Annotated in this window: 18 protein-coding genes; 15 read left to right on the forward strand and 3 right to left on the reverse strand. The window is 61.8% G+C overall.

All coding sequences use genetic code 11. The features are described from left to right. Positions 1-179: 179 nt before the first annotated feature. The 7 genes from CV103_RS19880 (at position 180) to CV103_RS22235 (ending at position 3,834) form a co-directional block, all read left to right on the forward strand. Complete coding sequence (locus tag CV103_RS19880; protein ID WP_342749180.1) at positions 180-563, forward strand: tyrosine-type recombinase/integrase; 384 nt, start codon at positions 180-182, stop codon at positions 561-563. 55 nt (positions 564-618) lie between these two features. Next, positions 619-957, forward strand: a complete 339-nt coding sequence (locus CV103_RS19885) for a type II toxin-antitoxin system RelE/ParE family toxin (RefSeq protein WP_107395936.1) — start codon at positions 619-621, stop codon at positions 955-957. Between the two features lie 4 nt (positions 958-961). Then, positions 962-1,090, forward strand: coding sequence for a hypothetical protein (locus tag CV103_RS23120; RefSeq protein ID WP_281258515.1), 129 nt, complete (start codon positions 962-964; stop codon positions 1,088-1,090). Next, entirely contained in the window at positions 1,078-1,284 is a 207-nt protein-coding gene (locus CV103_RS22985; protein ID WP_245896971.1) for a helix-turn-helix domain-containing transcriptional regulator, read from the forward strand. Before CV103_RS23120 ends, CV103_RS22985 begins: the two co-directional genes overlap by 13 nt. A 443-nt stretch (positions 1,285-1,727) precedes the next feature. Further along, positions 1,728-2,183, forward strand: coding sequence for a hypothetical protein (locus CV103_RS19895; RefSeq protein ID WP_146163458.1), 456 nt, complete (start codon positions 1,728-1,730; stop codon positions 2,181-2,183). Positions 2,184-2,227: 44 nt separating this feature from the next. Next, a protein-coding gene (locus tag CV103_RS19900; RefSeq protein ID WP_107395938.1) for an IS5 family transposase occupies positions 2,228-2,988 on the forward strand; the annotation gives its coding sequence in 2 pieces (ribosomal slippage) (positions 2,228-2,564 and positions 2,564-2,988; 762 coding nt in all). Positions 2,989-3,132: 144 nt separating this feature from the next. After that, complete coding sequence (locus CV103_RS22235; RefSeq protein ID WP_146163459.1) at positions 3,133-3,834, forward strand: hypothetical protein; 702 nt, start codon at positions 3,133-3,135, stop codon at positions 3,832-3,834. Between the two features lie 515 nt (positions 3,835-4,349). Here the strand turns inward: CV103_RS22235 and CV103_RS22240 are convergent. After that, positions 4,350-4,955, reverse strand: coding sequence for a hypothetical protein (locus CV103_RS22240; RefSeq protein WP_146163460.1), 606 nt, complete (start codon positions 4,953-4,955; stop codon positions 4,350-4,352). 77 nt (positions 4,956-5,032) lie between these two features. Between CV103_RS22240 and CV103_RS19910 the strand changes: the two genes are divergently transcribed. The 6 genes from CV103_RS19910 (at position 5,033) to CV103_RS19935 (ending at position 10,213) form a co-directional block, all read left to right on the forward strand. After that, positions 5,033-5,659 carry a YceI family protein gene (locus CV103_RS19910; RefSeq protein WP_107395940.1) on the forward strand — a complete coding sequence of 209 codons (627 nt, stop codon included), beginning with the start codon at positions 5,033-5,035 and terminating at the stop codon, positions 5,657-5,659. A gap of 4 nt (positions 5,660-5,663) precedes the next feature. Further along, positions 5,664-6,272: a cytochrome b gene (locus CV103_RS19915; RefSeq protein ID WP_107395941.1), complete on the forward strand. Its 609-nt coding sequence runs from the start codon at positions 5,664-5,666 to the stop codon at positions 6,270-6,272. 234 nt (positions 6,273-6,506) lie between these two features. Then, positions 6,507-7,577, forward strand: a complete 1,071-nt coding sequence (gene ribA / locus CV103_RS19920) for a GTP cyclohydrolase II (RefSeq protein WP_107395942.1) — start codon at positions 6,507-6,509, stop codon at positions 7,575-7,577. 30 nt (positions 7,578-7,607) lie between these two features. Then, entirely contained in the window at positions 7,608-8,582 is a 975-nt protein-coding gene (locus CV103_RS19925; RefSeq protein ID WP_107395943.1) for a glutathione S-transferase family protein, read from the forward strand. Between the two features lie 29 nt (positions 8,583-8,611). After that, positions 8,612-8,917 (forward strand): DUF2218 domain-containing protein, encoded by a 306-nt coding sequence (locus CV103_RS19930; RefSeq protein WP_107395944.1) that lies wholly within the window; start codon positions 8,612-8,614, stop codon positions 8,915-8,917. 18 nt (positions 8,918-8,935) lie between these two features. After that, the gene (locus CV103_RS19935) at positions 8,936-10,213 is read left to right on the forward strand and encodes a glycosyltransferase family 2 protein (protein ID WP_107395945.1); all 1,278 of its coding nucleotides are present in this window, start codon (positions 8,936-8,938) and stop codon (positions 10,211-10,213) included. A 69-nt stretch (positions 10,214-10,282) separates the two neighbouring features. On the opposite strand, the gene wrbA is transcribed toward CV103_RS19935, so the two are convergent. Continuing rightward, positions 10,283-10,885: an NAD(P)H:quinone oxidoreductase gene (gene wrbA / locus CV103_RS19940; protein ID WP_107395946.1), complete on the reverse strand. Its 603-nt coding sequence runs from the start codon at positions 10,883-10,885 to the stop codon at positions 10,283-10,285. A gap of 252 nt (positions 10,886-11,137) precedes the next feature. Here wrbA and CV103_RS19945 point away from each other — a divergent pair, with 252 nt between their 5' ends. Next, positions 11,138-12,076, forward strand: coding sequence for a LysR family transcriptional regulator (locus tag CV103_RS19945; protein ID WP_107395947.1), 939 nt, complete (start codon positions 11,138-11,140; stop codon positions 12,074-12,076). 114 nt (positions 12,077-12,190) lie between these two features. Next, on the forward strand, positions 12,191-13,000 hold the full coding sequence (locus CV103_RS19950; RefSeq protein ID WP_107395948.1) for a DODA-type extradiol aromatic ring-opening family dioxygenase: 810 nt from the start codon (positions 12,191-12,193) through the stop codon (positions 12,998-13,000). A gap of 10 nt (positions 13,001-13,010) precedes the next feature. Here the strand turns inward: CV103_RS19950 and CV103_RS19955 are convergent, their stop codons facing one another. After that, on the reverse strand, positions 13,011-13,595 hold the full coding sequence (locus CV103_RS19955; protein WP_211314431.1) for a YceI family protein: 585 nt from the start codon (positions 13,593-13,595) through the stop codon (positions 13,011-13,013). Positions 13,596-13,626: the final 31 nt, after the last annotated feature.

The following is a 13,626-nucleotide window of genomic DNA, read 5'->3' on the forward strand; positions in this document are numbered from 1 at the left end:
CCCGGCACCATGAACCCGCCGCGACAATCTGTTCTCATCCTGATAGTCGCTGACCTCTCACCCAGATCGTCGCGCTATAGCCTCTGACGCCGCAGGCGATTGCGGTGCTCAAGGCCCTATGGCCACTGACCGGGGAAGGTCCGCTGCTGTTTCCGAGTAACCGGCACACGCACCGGCCGATGAGCGAGAACGCCATCGGCTACCTACTGAACCGCGCCGGCTATCATGGCCATCATGTGCCGCACGGGTTCCGCGCGGCATTCTCGACCATCATGAACGAATGGGCTGAGCGTGAGGGCAAGGATCATGACCGAAAAGTGATCGACCTGATGCTCGCCCACGTTCCCAAGGAGAAGGTAGAAGGCGCCTACAACCGCGCGGCCTATATGCCGCGCCGCCGTGAGCTGGCACAGGTCTGGGCGGACAAGCTGAGCGAAGGCCTCCCCGATCCTGGCTCGCTGATCGAGCTGCCGGTCAAGGCGATCGGCGGGCGCTCGCGCCGGAGTTTCGCGCCGCCGGTAGGCGAGGACTTCCGGTTCCCGGTTCGGCGTCGTGCGGCCTGATCGATAGGCCTCTCTGGACAATTGGTAACGTATATGTTACCAAAATGGGCGTGAGTTGATTGTTCAGGAGTACATCCGCGAGGACGGCTCAAGCCCGTTCCGATCATGGTTCGACGATCTTGATTCCCAGGCTTCGGCCAAGGTGGCGACAGCCATTGTCCGGCTGGAGCTGGGCAATTTGTCGAACGTCAAATGGATCGGCGGCGGGCCCGGGGAATACCGGATCGATTGGGGACCGGGCTACCGGCTCTATCTCGCCCGGGATGGGGATGAACTCATCATCCTGTTCGTGGGCGGGACGAAGAAGCGGCAGCAGTCCGACATCGAACGGGCGGGTGTGCTGCTGAGCGAATACAAGGCCCGCAAGGCAGCGATCAGGAAAGACAGGAAGTGACAAGATGGTTCTGACCCGCGATTTCAAGGAATCGGTGAAGGAGCGCGCCGCGCGCGATCCCGCCTTCGCCAAGGCCATGCTAGATGAAGCGGCGCTGCGTTCCTCAATGGGGAACCGCATGTGGCGCGGCTGATCCTGCGCAATCTCGTCAATGCCTCGGTCGGTTTCGAGGAGTTGGCAACCGAGTCCAATCGTCCCAGCAAGAGCCTGCACCGGATGTTGTCGGCGAAAGGCAACCCGAGCATGGACAATCTTGCCGCAATCTTCGGGGCGATACGCAAACGATTAGGCGTTTCCTTCGAGGCCCATGCAGTTGAGGCGGCATAGCCTTTGGCGACAACGCCTTAGGGTGGTCAAGGGACACCCATCGGGCACCCAAGAGGCTGACTTTTCCTGTAAATCAGCAAAAGAAAATCAGCAGTACTATCAATATTACCAACATATCTTTCAAAATTAGGGTGGATCACCTCGGACGGTAGAAAATTTTGTCGTTCGACGAGCACTGTCTCAAAAAATAGCTTACGCTGCAAGTATAACCTGCGCTGCGGGGAATAGTGCCGATCTGTCGGGTACTGCCTGCGGTCAGCGCCAACCCCCAAGTTCCGACCACCTATTCCTTGTTGTGATAAGCTATATTCCTCGCAGCCTACTGCTGATACGCGCAAGTCTGGCTATCTATGCTCTTGCCCTGCTGGGTTTGCAGCAGCCCGTGCCAGGTCGGTCCCGTGGCCCGTAAGTCGTATCACTGCCAACAAAACGAAAGATCAGACATGATCAAGTCATCTCTCCTTGCAGCGGCAAGTGCTCTGCTAGTCGTGGTGCCGAATTTTGCTCCCGTGGCGGCCCGAGCCACCCCTGTGCCGGGCATGTCATCACCAACCGTAAAAACGCTACAGTACGCTGGGACCCTCGCGTTTAGTCCCGATGGAGTGCTGTTCGTCGGCGATAACATCAACGGCGCAGTGTTCGCTTTCCCGATGGACGAAGGGGCCGCACCTGCAACGGCGGCGCCGTTGGATATCGACGGTATCGACAGTCGAATCGCCGTGCTGCTCAAGACGCCCAAGTCTGGCCTCCGTATCAACGGCATGGCGGTCCACCCCATTACCCACGAGGTCTATTTATCAGCTTCTTTCGGCGCTGGAAGACCAGCTTTGGTAAAGGTGTCGCCAACCGGAGTTCTGTCCCGGGTAGACATGGCGCACGCTAGGGTCAGGACCCATTGATCTGCGGGCTCCGATCTGATTCAGTCTCTGTGAGGAGACTGGATTTGAGCGACCTATATTGGCTGACGGATGAGCAGATGGCGCGGCTTGAGCCTTATTTTCCCAAGAGCCACGGCAAGCCTCGGGTTGATGATCGCCGGGTGTTGAGCGGTATTATCTTTGTGAACCGCAATGGGCTGCGCTGGCGCGATGCACCGAAAGACTATGGGCCGCACAAGACGTTGTACAATCGTTGGAAGCGGTGGGGCGACAAGGGCGTATTCCTGCGGATAATGGAAGGCCTGGCTGCGCCCCAGGCATCCGAACGCAAGACGGTGATGATCGACGCGACCTATCTCAAGGCGCACCGCACGGCATCGAGCCTTGCGGTAAAAAAGGGGATGGGGGCCGCCTGATTGGCCGCACGAAAGGCGGCATGAACACCAAGCTTCATGCTGTGACGGATACCAATGGTCGGCCGATCAGCTTCTTCATGACCGCAGGTCAGGTCAGCGATTATATCGGCGCGGCGGCCTTGCTGGACGAACTTCCCAAAGCCCAATGGCTGCTGGCGGATCGTGGTTACGACGCCGACTGGTTCCGCGATGCCTTGCAGGAAAAAGGCATCACCCCCTGCATCCCGGGTCGGAAATCCCGGAACAAGGCCGTAAAATACGACAAACGTCGCTACAAGCGCCGCAACCGGATCGAGATCATGTTCGGTCGCCTGAAAGACTGGCGGCGTGTCGCCACACGCTACGACAGGTGTCCAACCGCCTTCCTCTCGGCCATCGTCCTCGCAGCAACCGTCATCTTCTGGCTCTGATCAACGAGTCCTGACCCTAAACATACCACATGGTTCGTCCCCGACACACCAACGTTGGACCAACACTTCCGTGACCGAACTGGCGATCTGCCCTTGCCGACGGCCACCCGAGATCGCCTCAAAGCGACGACGCCTATGCGGTCTATGACCATCGTCGACATGAAATTCCACAATGGAGAGCTGTTCGTCGCAGGCATCTCTAATGAGGAATTTGCGTCGACGCTGCGACGGGTGCCCTATCCATTTGAAGGCCGATCTTCATCGACCGCCGTTAGAATCTACCACGTCGCCCACGAGCGCTATGAGACCCGAGCTCCCGTCCGAGCCATGGCGTTCGCCACTATCGATGGTCAGGACACGCTCATCGCCGCCTACACCTGCAGCCCAATCGTCCTAATACCTACCGCGGACTTGAAGGATGGTGCCAAAGTGACAGGTCGGACGGTTGGCGACATGGGCAATGGCCAACCGCTCAGCCTGGTTTCGATATCGTTCCACGGCGAACCCAGCCTGTTTGTGACGAATGCCGGGCACGACCCGCGCATAATCCCGATTGCCGGTTTGCAGAAAGCGGTCGCCTATTCGCCCGATAATTCGCCCCATGGCGGCGTTGGCGACTGGCGACCAGAATACCCGCTGGGCCCAGTGGGCAAGTCGCTGATGTTTATTGGGTCATCCCTGTTTGCTGACAAGCTGGACGACAACTATCTGATATCCGTGACCCGTGATGCGCCTTCCGGCTCGCTCAATCTTCAAGCGACACTGACATTTCCTTTGCCGATCAACAATCTCAGCGAAATCTGGTCCGAATATGACTTTAAGGGTGGCGGGCCCGGCGACAAATGATTGCCGACCTCCTAGCCTTGATGGTACTGGCGTCGAGCAGTGCCGCGCCTCAGGTAGTATCGATTTCGCCAGCGGCGAAGTCGATACCTGCAAATACGCTCCGCCTCTATGTCACCTTCGACCGTCCGGCCCGTGGGACAGTGACCACACGGGACATTCGGCTGCTCGACGCTGACGGTCGGCAGATCGACAATGCGTTCATGGACTTCGGTCAGGATATCTGGAGTCCCGACGGACGGCGCCTTACAGTCTTGTTTGACCCAGGTCGTGTCAAACGGGATGTCGAAGGCGCCGACGCCAGCGCTGCCCCTCTTCAACCGGGCCTCAGCTATACAGTTGAGATCAAAACTAAGCGATTTAGATTCCAGGTCACGCGGGCGCTCCGCGAGCCTATTGACCTGCATGCCTGGGGTCTCGCTTCGCCCCGTGCCGGGTCCAGGGGAACTCTTCGGGTCACATTCGACCGAGTGATGGACGTAGCGCTGCTTCAAGATCAGTTGGATGTCGTGGATGGCCTAGGACGATCCCAATTGGGGCAAATGAAAGTCTCCGCTAGTGGAAGCTCCTGGTGCTGGCGTCCCAACCGGAACTGGCGCCCAGGGGTCTACAGACTCGTCATCGGGAGTAGTCTCGAAGACGTCAGCGGCAATCGGGTCGGCGAGGCGCTTGACCACGATGTCGGCGCGCCGGATGCGCCACGCGACCGCAGTGACTTGATCTTCAAAGTTGGGCCGCGAGGCCACCATCGTAAACCCGGTCCTTGTTAGCTCGATCAGCAAACCTTGCGGTGCATAGTCTGAACCCGAGGTTTTTGGCAGATCCTCGGTCCATTCTGGTGCTCGCTTCTGGGTGTGACAGGTACAATCATAGTCATTGGCATTCCCACAATACTGACTCCTTTCGTGGCAAAGCTTGACGACGGTTTTGGCCAGCGGCCGGCCAGCTTTCCAGCCGTGGGTGATCTTGTTCGCTGGCGCACTGCTAGTGGCCGTAATTATGACCGCCGCTATTGACGATCTGCCGTCACCAGCATGATCGAACACCCCCTCTGCAGGAAGGTCGTATGCGGGTTTTCCATCCCCGAAGCTCCACTCCTTCCACACCGCGAGTGCGAGCTGCATTTTGCGACGGCGGTATTCCCGTTTTTCGGCTGCGAGCTAATTTTGGTCGCAGCGAAAACCTTGCACAGGGGAAAATCATGATCACGCTTCGTCGACACATATTCATCGCCGCATCGGTCCTCGCTCTGGGGGCCGCCTCCGCTGTAGTCCTGGCGCAAGGCGTGTCCTCGCCCAATCCTCATGCGATCAAGGCCGGAACCTACGCAATCGATCCCAACCATTCGCAGGTGATCTTCTCGGTCTCGCATTTCGGATTTACCGATTTCTCGGGCTTCGTGTCGGGGGCGTCGGGCACGCTCAGCATCGATCCGGCCAAACCCGCTGCCGCCAAGCTCGATGTCGCGATTCCGATTGCCTCGCTCACCACCACCGTTTCCCAGTTATCCGAGGAGCTGAAGGGCGACAAGTGGCTCGACGCGGCCAAATTCGACACCGCATCCTTTGCCTCGAGCAGCGTCAGGGTCACTGGCCCCGGTCAGGCCGATGTCGCCGGCAGCCTGACGCTCCATGGCGTGACGCGGCCGCTGACCCTCAAGGCGCGGTTCATCGGCACCGGCACAAATCCGATTAACAAGGCTACTACCGTCGGCTTTTCGGCGACGGGCCATTTCAAGCGCACGGATTTCGGTGTGAGCACATTTGCGCCCGTGATCGGCGATGACGTGAAGCTTACGATCGCCGGTGCTTTCGAGCTCAAGTCGTAACGTCGTGAACGAGGGAAACCCGCCGTCGCGCTACACGCTGGTCGCCATTGTCCTTCATTGGGCATTGGCGGCAGGAATCGTGGCCCTCATCGTTATGGGAATGGCGATGACGAAGCTGGACTTGCCCATATTGTTCAAGTTCAAAGTCTACCAGCTCCACAAGTCGATCGGCATCACCGTGTTGTTGCTGGCTGTATTGCGCCTGGGATGGCGGATCTGGCATCCTGCACCCGCTCTACCTGCGACTATGTCGCGCAATGAGCGGCTGCTGGCGCACGCGGGGCATTGGGTGCTCTATCTATTGCAGTTCGCAGTGCCGCTGCTGGGCTGGGCGGTCGTGTCGGCGGCAGTGCTCAATATCCCGACCTTGCTTTATGGCGTCGTGCCCTGGCCGCACCTGCCGCTGCTTTCGACGATCGCGAACCGAGCACAAGTCGAGCCGGCACTCGCGACCACGCATGCCCTCATGGCCTATGGGCTCGTACTGATCGTCGTCGGGCATGTGGCAGCGGCGCTGCGCCATCACCTTGTACTGAAGGACGATGTTCTTGCGCGCATGATCCCCGGTTTGCGCCAACGACCTGGCAAAGATGAGCCGGCCGCAAGTGGCTGATGGGCGATCGTCTCGTATCATGAGTACGAAATGATCGCCCAATGATCTGTATTAAAGCCGCTTAAGCGTTGAATTATAACAACAACCGACAAGCGCCATTACGCCTGCAGTTTGTACTGCATCGGACGATGTTTCTCTGCGAAGCGAAAGAGTGAATCCCAAATGTACGCTCTTGCCCATCTGCACCTTGCCCATTTTCAGCCGATGCCGGCATCACCGCCGTCAGCCAATGAAATGCGTGAGACTTCAGCCGCTCGGCGCGCAGCGCGTGCCTTGGACGCGCTGCGGCGCGGTTGGCCAGTCGCCGTCTTCAACGAAGAGGGCGGTTTGGCGCTGTTGCCGATCGAGACCGCCGATCCGGTTCGGTTCGCGGAATTTACCCCCGATAACAATGCCGCGTTGCTTGTCTCGGCAGGGCGCGTGGTCACGCTCGACTTAGGGCAAAGTGTGGGCTTGCGCGAGCCAGACGAACCGATCCTGTTGAGGCGCAACGGCGGGTTCGACTTTCAGATGGCAACGGCCATTGCCGATCCGACATTCGGCACTGCAACGGGTTTTACGGACGGTTTCGCCGCTGCCGAGCTTTCCAGCGCCCCGCTAGCGGCTGCGGCACTTCGATTGGCAATGCGCGCCGGGATCCTTCCGGCGTTTGTCGCGACGACTTCGGGACAAGTCGCAGTCGAGGTAACGGCCGAAGATATTGCCGCCTATGATGACGCTGACCGTTTGACAATCGCGGCGCGCGCGCGGTTGCCGGTGGCGGCGATCGACGATGCCGAAATCGTCGCTTTCCGCACGCCTGAAATGCCTGGCGAACATATCGCGCTGGTGATCGGCAGGCCCAATGGCCAGCCACCGCTGGTGCGGCTTCACAGCGAATGCCTGACCGGCGATATGCTGGGCAGCCTCAAATGCGATTGCGGCCCGCAGCTTCACGCCGCGATCGAGGCGATTGCCGCCAACGGCTGGGGCATCCTGCTTTACCTCCGGCAGGAGGGGCGCGGCATCGGCCTCGTCAACAAGCTGCGCGCCTATGCCTTGCAGGACCGGGGATTCGATACGGTCGATGCCAACACACGGCTGGGCTTCGCGGTCGACGCGCGCGACTTCCGCATCGCGGCGCGGATGCTGCGCTTGCTGGGCGAGGCGCGCATTCGCCTGCTCACCAACAATCCGGCGAAGGTGCGCGTGCTTGAAGCGGCGGGCATCACCATCGCCGAACGCGTGCCACACCGCCTGCCCGCCAATCCGCACAATGCCCGGTATCTGGAAACCAAGCGCGAGCGGACCGGCCACGCGCTTTGACGCTTGTGTCATGCAACGAAGGAATGATCGATGCTCATCGACGGTAAATGGTCGGCGGAGTGGCAACCCTTTCAGGGCGCCGACGCCAAGGGGCGCTTTGTGCGCAAGGATTCGAGCTTCCGCAATTGGGTGACGCGCGACGGCGCGCCCGGACCCACGGGCGAAGGCGGGTTCAAGGCCGAGCCAGGCCGATATCATCTCACGGTGGCACTCATCTGCCCCTGGGCATCGCGCACTTTGATGGCGCGCGCGCTGAAAGGGCTCGAGGATGTGATCGGCGTGTCGGTGGCCAATCCGCATCTCGGCGCGTTCGGCTGGTCGTTCGATCCGTTCCCTGGCGCTGATGCCGACCCGCTGCTCGGCGCGGCTCATGTCCACGAACTCTACACCGCCGCCGACCCGCGCTACACCGGCCGCGCGACGGTGCCGATCCTGTGGGACAAGCAGCGTGCGACGATCGTCAACAACGAATCGGCCGATATCTTGCGGATGATGACCACCGGCTTTGGCCATCTGGCAACGCGCGATGCCGATCTTTACCCCGCCGACCTCGCAAGCGACATCGACGCGCTGTCGGAGGCGATCTATGCGCCGCTCAACAACGGTGTTTACCGCGCGGGCTTCGCCCAGTCGCAGGAGGCCTATGACGAGGCGGTCGCAGGCGTCTTTGCGATGCTCGACACGCTCGAGGCGCGGCTTGCAACGGGCGGCCCCTATCTTCTCGGCGAGCGGCTGACCGAGAGCGATATTCGCCTGTTCGTGACTCTGATCCGTTTCGACGTTGCCTATCACGGGCTCTTCAAGTGCAACATCCGCCGCATCGCCGACTATCCGGCGCTGTCGCGCTATATGGCGCGGGTGCGCGATCTTCCCGGGATCGAAGGCACGGTGAATATCGATCACATCAAGCACGGCTATTATTCGATCAAGGCGATCAACCCGTCGCAGATCGTCCCCGCCGGCCCGCTCGTTCCCGCCTCGCGCGCGCTGCGCACCGCTGCCTGAGCACGCCTTTACCCGCAAAGGTCCCGCCCATGTTCGTCACCACAGGCTCAGTCGCCACACCCAATGCCGAGCGCTATGTACGCCAGCTCGTCAAACATTGGGGCCACAGGCTTGCGATCATCGAGGCCGAGGGCGTCACCACCATCGCCTTCGGCCCCGAAATCATTCTAACGCTCGAGCCCGACAGGACGCGCATCGTAATGCGGCTGACCACGCCGGCGGAGGGCGAGGCGGTGCGCTTCCGGCGTGTGTTCGAGGAGCATCTGGATCGCTTCGCCTTTCGCGAGGCGCCGCTCGCCTATCAATGGGTGAGCGCGGCGAACTGGGCCGGTTAAATCGCGCGGTTGGTAACAATGCCAGGTTCTTTCGCTCCGGCGCAGGCGGCGTTCGCAGGGACGCTCGCGCTGTTCGCCTACGACGCGGCTGTTGCAGGCCATGTCGTCCGCCAGCTTCGCCGCGCAAGGGGCGAGCGGGCGCGCGCACGTGCGAAGCCGCCGTCGATCACGGTCATCCTTGCCGCCTATAATGAGGCGGCGAACCTGCCCGCCGCGATCGCGCGGCTGCTCAATCAGTCCGATCCTCCGGACGCGATCCTGATCGCCGACGATGGTTCGATAGATGCGACCGCCGACATTCTGGCCACGCAGTTCGGGTTGAATCCCGCCACGGCCGATCCGTACCCTGCCAATGCGCCGATGACGGGCCTTTGCTGGCTGCGGTTGCAGCATGGCGGCAAGGCACGCGCGATGAACCTCGCGGTGGCGCGCGCGCGGAGCGAGGTGGTGATGCTGCTCGACGCGGATACGCTGATTGGCCGTGGCGCAGTGGGCGCGATGCGCGACGCCTTCGCCCATGATGCCGATCTGGCGGTCGCGACCGGGATCCTTGAGCCGATGACCCAGAATGCCGTCGGTGCACGTGTCATGCGCGCGTTTCAGGCGCATGAATATCGCATGACCGCGCTGCAGAGCCGGGCGTGGGAGAAGGACAATGCGCTCCAGCTCGTCGCGGGCGCGTGTATGGCGATCAGCCGCGAATGCTTCGACGCTGTGGGCGGGTTTGATCCGGATTGCCTTGCTGAGGACTATGATCTGGCCCACCGCGCCCATTTGCATGCGAACAGGCACGGGTTGAGCTGGAAGATCGGCGTTGTCGCGGGCGCTGTCGTCCACACTGAAGCTCCGGCGACGCCATTGGCGCTCATCCGTCAGCGCCGCCGCTGGTTCGGGGGATTTCTCCAGACGCATTGGCGATACCGCGGGATGATCGGCAATCCACGCTTCGCGCGGCTCGGCACCCGCCTGATGGTCGCGAAGACCTTCGACGCCGCGCAGCCACTGCTGGGGCTCGCAACCGCAGCCAGTCTTGGCGCGGCGCTCTTCGCGCCGGCGACTCCGGCGCTTGGCCTGGTGCTGACGGCGATCGTCGCGCGCGCGGTGATGAATGGTGGCACGGCGCTTTGGGCGGAGCGGACCTATCGCGCATGGACCGGCGGCGAGCGCGAGGCGCGCGCGCCCATCATCGTGCTTGTCGGCGCGGCAGAGGCGCTAAGCTATCGCCTGCTCCGGCATATTGGCGAGCTATTGGGCTGGATGACCTTTTGGCGCGGGAAGGTCGGCTGGCGATCATAGACGAAACATTGCGAGCCGGATTGGGAGGGGCGTCGGGGGAAACGCCCCTCCCGGTGCCGCGTCTTGAAGTCAGGCGGCGGCGAGCTTGCGCGCGAGTTCGGCGACGAATTTGCCTTGATGCGCCGCGAGCTCCAGCTCGTTCGCCGACGGCTGACGTGAGCGGTCAGTCGAGACGATGGTCGAGGCACCATAAGGCGAGCCGCCGGTCACCTCGTCGAGCCGCAACTGGCCCTGTGCGGTGTAGGGAAGCCCAGCGACCACCATGCCGTGATGAAGGAGGAAGGGAATGCTCCCGAGGATCGTGGCTTCCTGCCCGCCGTGCTGCGTACCTGACGAGGTGAAGAACGCGCCCACCTTGCCGAGGAGCTTGCGCTCATACCAGAGTCCGCCGGTCTGATCGAGAAACGCCTTCATCTGCGCGGGCATCGTGCCGAAACGCGTGGGGAAACCGAAGATGATGCCATCATATTCGGGAAGTTCCTCGACCGTTGCGACTGGCGCCGGCTGATCGAGCTTGAATCCGTGTTGCTGTGCGATCTCGTCCGGCGTTGTTTCGGCGACGCGCTTCACTGCCGCCTCTGCCCCAGCCGAGCGGACGCCCTCGGCCACGGCGTTTGCCATGGTTTCTATGTGGCCATGCGATGAATAGTAAAGGACGAGCAGCTTGGTCATAAAGGGTTCCTTATGCTGGGCCAGTCGACGAAATTCCGTGATTGGCAGGTCGCTCCCGCCTACCTTGCGCGTAGGCGCGGGTTAATCCAGCTAAGGAGGAGCATTCTTCGCGCTCCAGGTGTGAGCGGCAGCGATCAACTCACCCCGTAGCGAAAGCCAGTTCACACCAATTCCGCACGTCACTCCTACATTTTTATACATAATTCCCCAAAATCAGGCTATATCTGGCACCCATAGTGGGAGATTGACCGCATGCTCGACAGGTTCCAGGGAATCGAGGTGCTGCTCAAGGTCGCCGAACTCGGCAGCCTGTCGGGCGCGGCACGCGCACTCCATATGTCCCCAACCATGGCGACCAAACACGTCGCCGCGATCGAGGAACGGCTCGGCGTCCGGCTGTTCCATCGTACGACTCGCAAGGTGACGCCCACGGAAATCGGTCGCAGCTATATCGAAGCCACCCAGCGCGTCCTTGCCGATCTTCACGAGGCCGAAGCGGTCGCCGCGGCCGACAAGCTGGAGGTGCGCGGGTTGCTGAGGGTCAATGTGCCGGTCTCTTTCGGGACGACCGAAATCGCTCCAGTTTTGGATGAACTTCTTGAAGCCCACCCCGGTCTCACCATTGACCTTGGCCTAAACGACCGGCTCGTCGATCTGGTTGAGGAAGGGTGGGATCTTGCGATCCGCATCGGGCGGCTGCGCGACTCCCCGATGATCGCGCGTCGTCTCGCGCCGTGTACACTGGCTGTCTGTGCATCACCTTCCTACCTGGCAAACCATGGGCGCCCGAAGACCGTAGCCGATCTCGCACATCACCGATGCCTTGGTTACACACTATCCTCGTCGGTCGGAGCGAACTCGTGGAGTTTCGGCAAGGGCGGCGAAGTCGTCGTCCCTGTCACCGGGCCGCTGCGCGCCGGCAATGGCGATGCGCTGATGGCGGCGGCGATGAGAGGTTTGGGTGTCATCTATCAGCCGACCTTCATCGTCGCCGAGGCGGTTGCCGCCGGTCGACTCGAAATACTCGAACTCGATCATCCCCCGTTCGACATTGGCAATGTCTATGCTGTCTACCCACCCAATCAGCATCTGCCTGCGAAAGTTCGGGTCTTCATCGATTTCCTCGTCGCGCGCTTTGCCAGCGCGCCGCCATGGCAACGCCGGATCGATGAAGCGTTACAAGCAGCCTGAGTTGAGCGATTTCACACCCATGGTGGGCCATGTACCTCGCAGATCACTGAATATCGGCGGAATTGGAAATCACCTAAATATTCGGTTCCAGTTCTCGATGGAGCCGTCCGAAATATGGGATTGTCAGTGCCTCCCAGCCTGTTTGTGAGCCATGGTGCTCCAAGCATGATGCTCGAGCCCAGCCCGACGCGGGCGTTCCTCCAGACGCTGCCCGCGCTTCTGCCAACGCGACCAAAGGCAATTCTCATCGTTTCGGCGCATTGGCAGGCGCCGGTCTCAATGCTGAACGGGCTCGGCGCGCACCGCACCATCCATGACTTCGGCGGCTTTCCCGAAGCGCTTTATGCGATGCACTATCCGGCGCCGGGTGCGCCCGGTCTCGTGGAGCGCGCGCGGGTGCTGCTTGGCGAACAGGGCGTACAGGTGGTGGTCGACGCGCAGCGCGGGCTCGACCACGGCGCATGGGTGCCGCTGTTGCTCGGCTGGCCCGCCGCTGACATTCCCGTCGCGCAACTTGCGCTCGTCGCTGGCGCGGGCGCGGGCGTGCACATGGCGTTGGGTCGGGCGCTCGCCCCGCTGCGGCGCGAGGGGGTGCTCGTCATCGGCTCGGGCTCGTTCACGCACAACCTGCGCGAATGGATGGTCGGCGCGGGGCGGGGGGCGGGCGTGTCGTCACCCTCGCCCGGCTGGGTCGCCGAATTCGCCGACTGGATGCACGAACATCTCGACAGGGCTGATCTCGCCGCGCTCGGCGATTATCGCGAACGGGCGCCTTTCGCCCGGCGCAACCATCCGACCGACGAGCATCTGATGCCGCTGTTCGTCGCGCTTGGTGCGGCGGGCGAACGCCCCACCGCGATCCGGCTGCACCAGTCCGCCGAACACGGCGTGATGCGAATGGACGCCTACCGGTTCGACGGTTGACCAGCCGGCATCAGGGAAGGCGCGTCGCCCACAGGTCGATCCGAACCTGAACATTGCCGCCGACCAAATCGGTGGAGGCATATTGGCCCTGTCCCACACCGAACGCACGCCGGTCGATCGCGATGGTGGCCCGCATATGCGCCCGAGTGCCCGCCACATCGAGTTGAAATGGGAACGACAGGGGCCGCTGAACATTGCGAATGGTCAGTGTTCCGCTCGTCTGAAAGCGATTGCCGCCTAACGCCTTGAAACCATGCGCCTCGAAGGTTGCACGAGGGAAGCTCTGGACAGCGAACCAGTCGCCGCCGGGCAGCGCGCTGTCGCGACTCGGGTCTCCGGTCGTCGCCGAACCCATTGAGATTGTGGCCAGTACGCTTGACTGCGCGAGTGCCCGTGGATCGAACCGGATGCTCGCGTCCCACCGCCGGAAGGCCCCGGTGAAGGCCGCGCCGCTGACCGTGCCTTGAAAACCTAGCGAGGAATGGGCTTTTTCCACGCTCCAGCTCGCGGGAGCAAGCGCCGGTGCCGGGGCGGCGGGCGCGACGGACGCTGCCATGGCCAGGCCCATAATTGATGCTGAAGCAAGTAAACGCATGGCTCGAACTCCGTATCGACCGTTGTCCCGT

The organism is Edaphosphingomonas fennica, assembly GCF_003034225.1.
Lineage (GTDB): Bacteria > Pseudomonadota > Alphaproteobacteria > Sphingomonadales > Sphingomonadaceae > Sphingomonas_E > Sphingomonas_E fennica.

Coding starts and splice junctions, on each gene's coding strand:
- CV103_RS19880 (WP_342749180.1), top strand. CDS start 180: ATGAGCGAGAACGCCATCGGCTACCTACTGAACCGCGCCGGCTATCAT.
- CV103_RS23120 (WP_281258515.1), top strand. CDS start 962: ATGGTTCTGACCCGCGATTTCAAGGAATCGGTGAAGGAGCGCGCCGCG.
- CV103_RS19895 (WP_146163458.1), top strand. CDS start 1,728: ATGATCAAGTCATCTCTCCTTGCAGCGGCAAGTGCTCTGCTAGTCGTG.
- CV103_RS22235 (WP_146163459.1), top strand. CDS start 3,133: ATGACCATCGTCGACATGAAATTCCACAATGGAGAGCTGTTCGTCGCA.
- CV103_RS22240 (WP_146163460.1), bottom strand. CDS start 4,955: ATGCAGCTCGCACTCGCGGTGTGGAAGGAGTGGAGCTTCGGGGATGGA.
- CV103_RS19910 (WP_107395940.1), top strand. CDS start 5,033: ATGATCACGCTTCGTCGACACATATTCATCGCCGCATCGGTCCTCGCT.
- ribA (WP_107395942.1), top strand. CDS start 6,507: ATGCGTGAGACTTCAGCCGCTCGGCGCGCAGCGCGTGCCTTGGACGCG.
- CV103_RS19925 (WP_107395943.1), top strand. CDS start 7,608: ATGCTCATCGACGGTAAATGGTCGGCGGAGTGGCAACCCTTTCAGGGC.
- CV103_RS19930 (WP_107395944.1), top strand. CDS start 8,612: ATGTTCGTCACCACAGGCTCAGTCGCCACACCCAATGCCGAGCGCTAT.
- CV103_RS19935 (WP_107395945.1), top strand. CDS start 8,936: ATGCCAGGTTCTTTCGCTCCGGCGCAGGCGGCGTTCGCAGGGACGCTC.
- wrbA (WP_107395946.1), bottom strand. CDS start 10,885: ATGACCAAGCTGCTCGTCCTTTACTATTCATCGCATGGCCACATAGAA.
- CV103_RS19945 (WP_107395947.1), top strand. CDS start 11,138: ATGCTCGACAGGTTCCAGGGAATCGAGGTGCTGCTCAAGGTCGCCGAA.
- CV103_RS19950 (WP_107395948.1), top strand. CDS start 12,191: ATGGGATTGTCAGTGCCTCCCAGCCTGTTTGTGAGCCATGGTGCTCCA.
- CV103_RS19955 (WP_211314431.1), bottom strand. CDS start 13,595: ATGCGTTTACTTGCTTCAGCATCAATTATGGGCCTGGCCATGGCAGCG.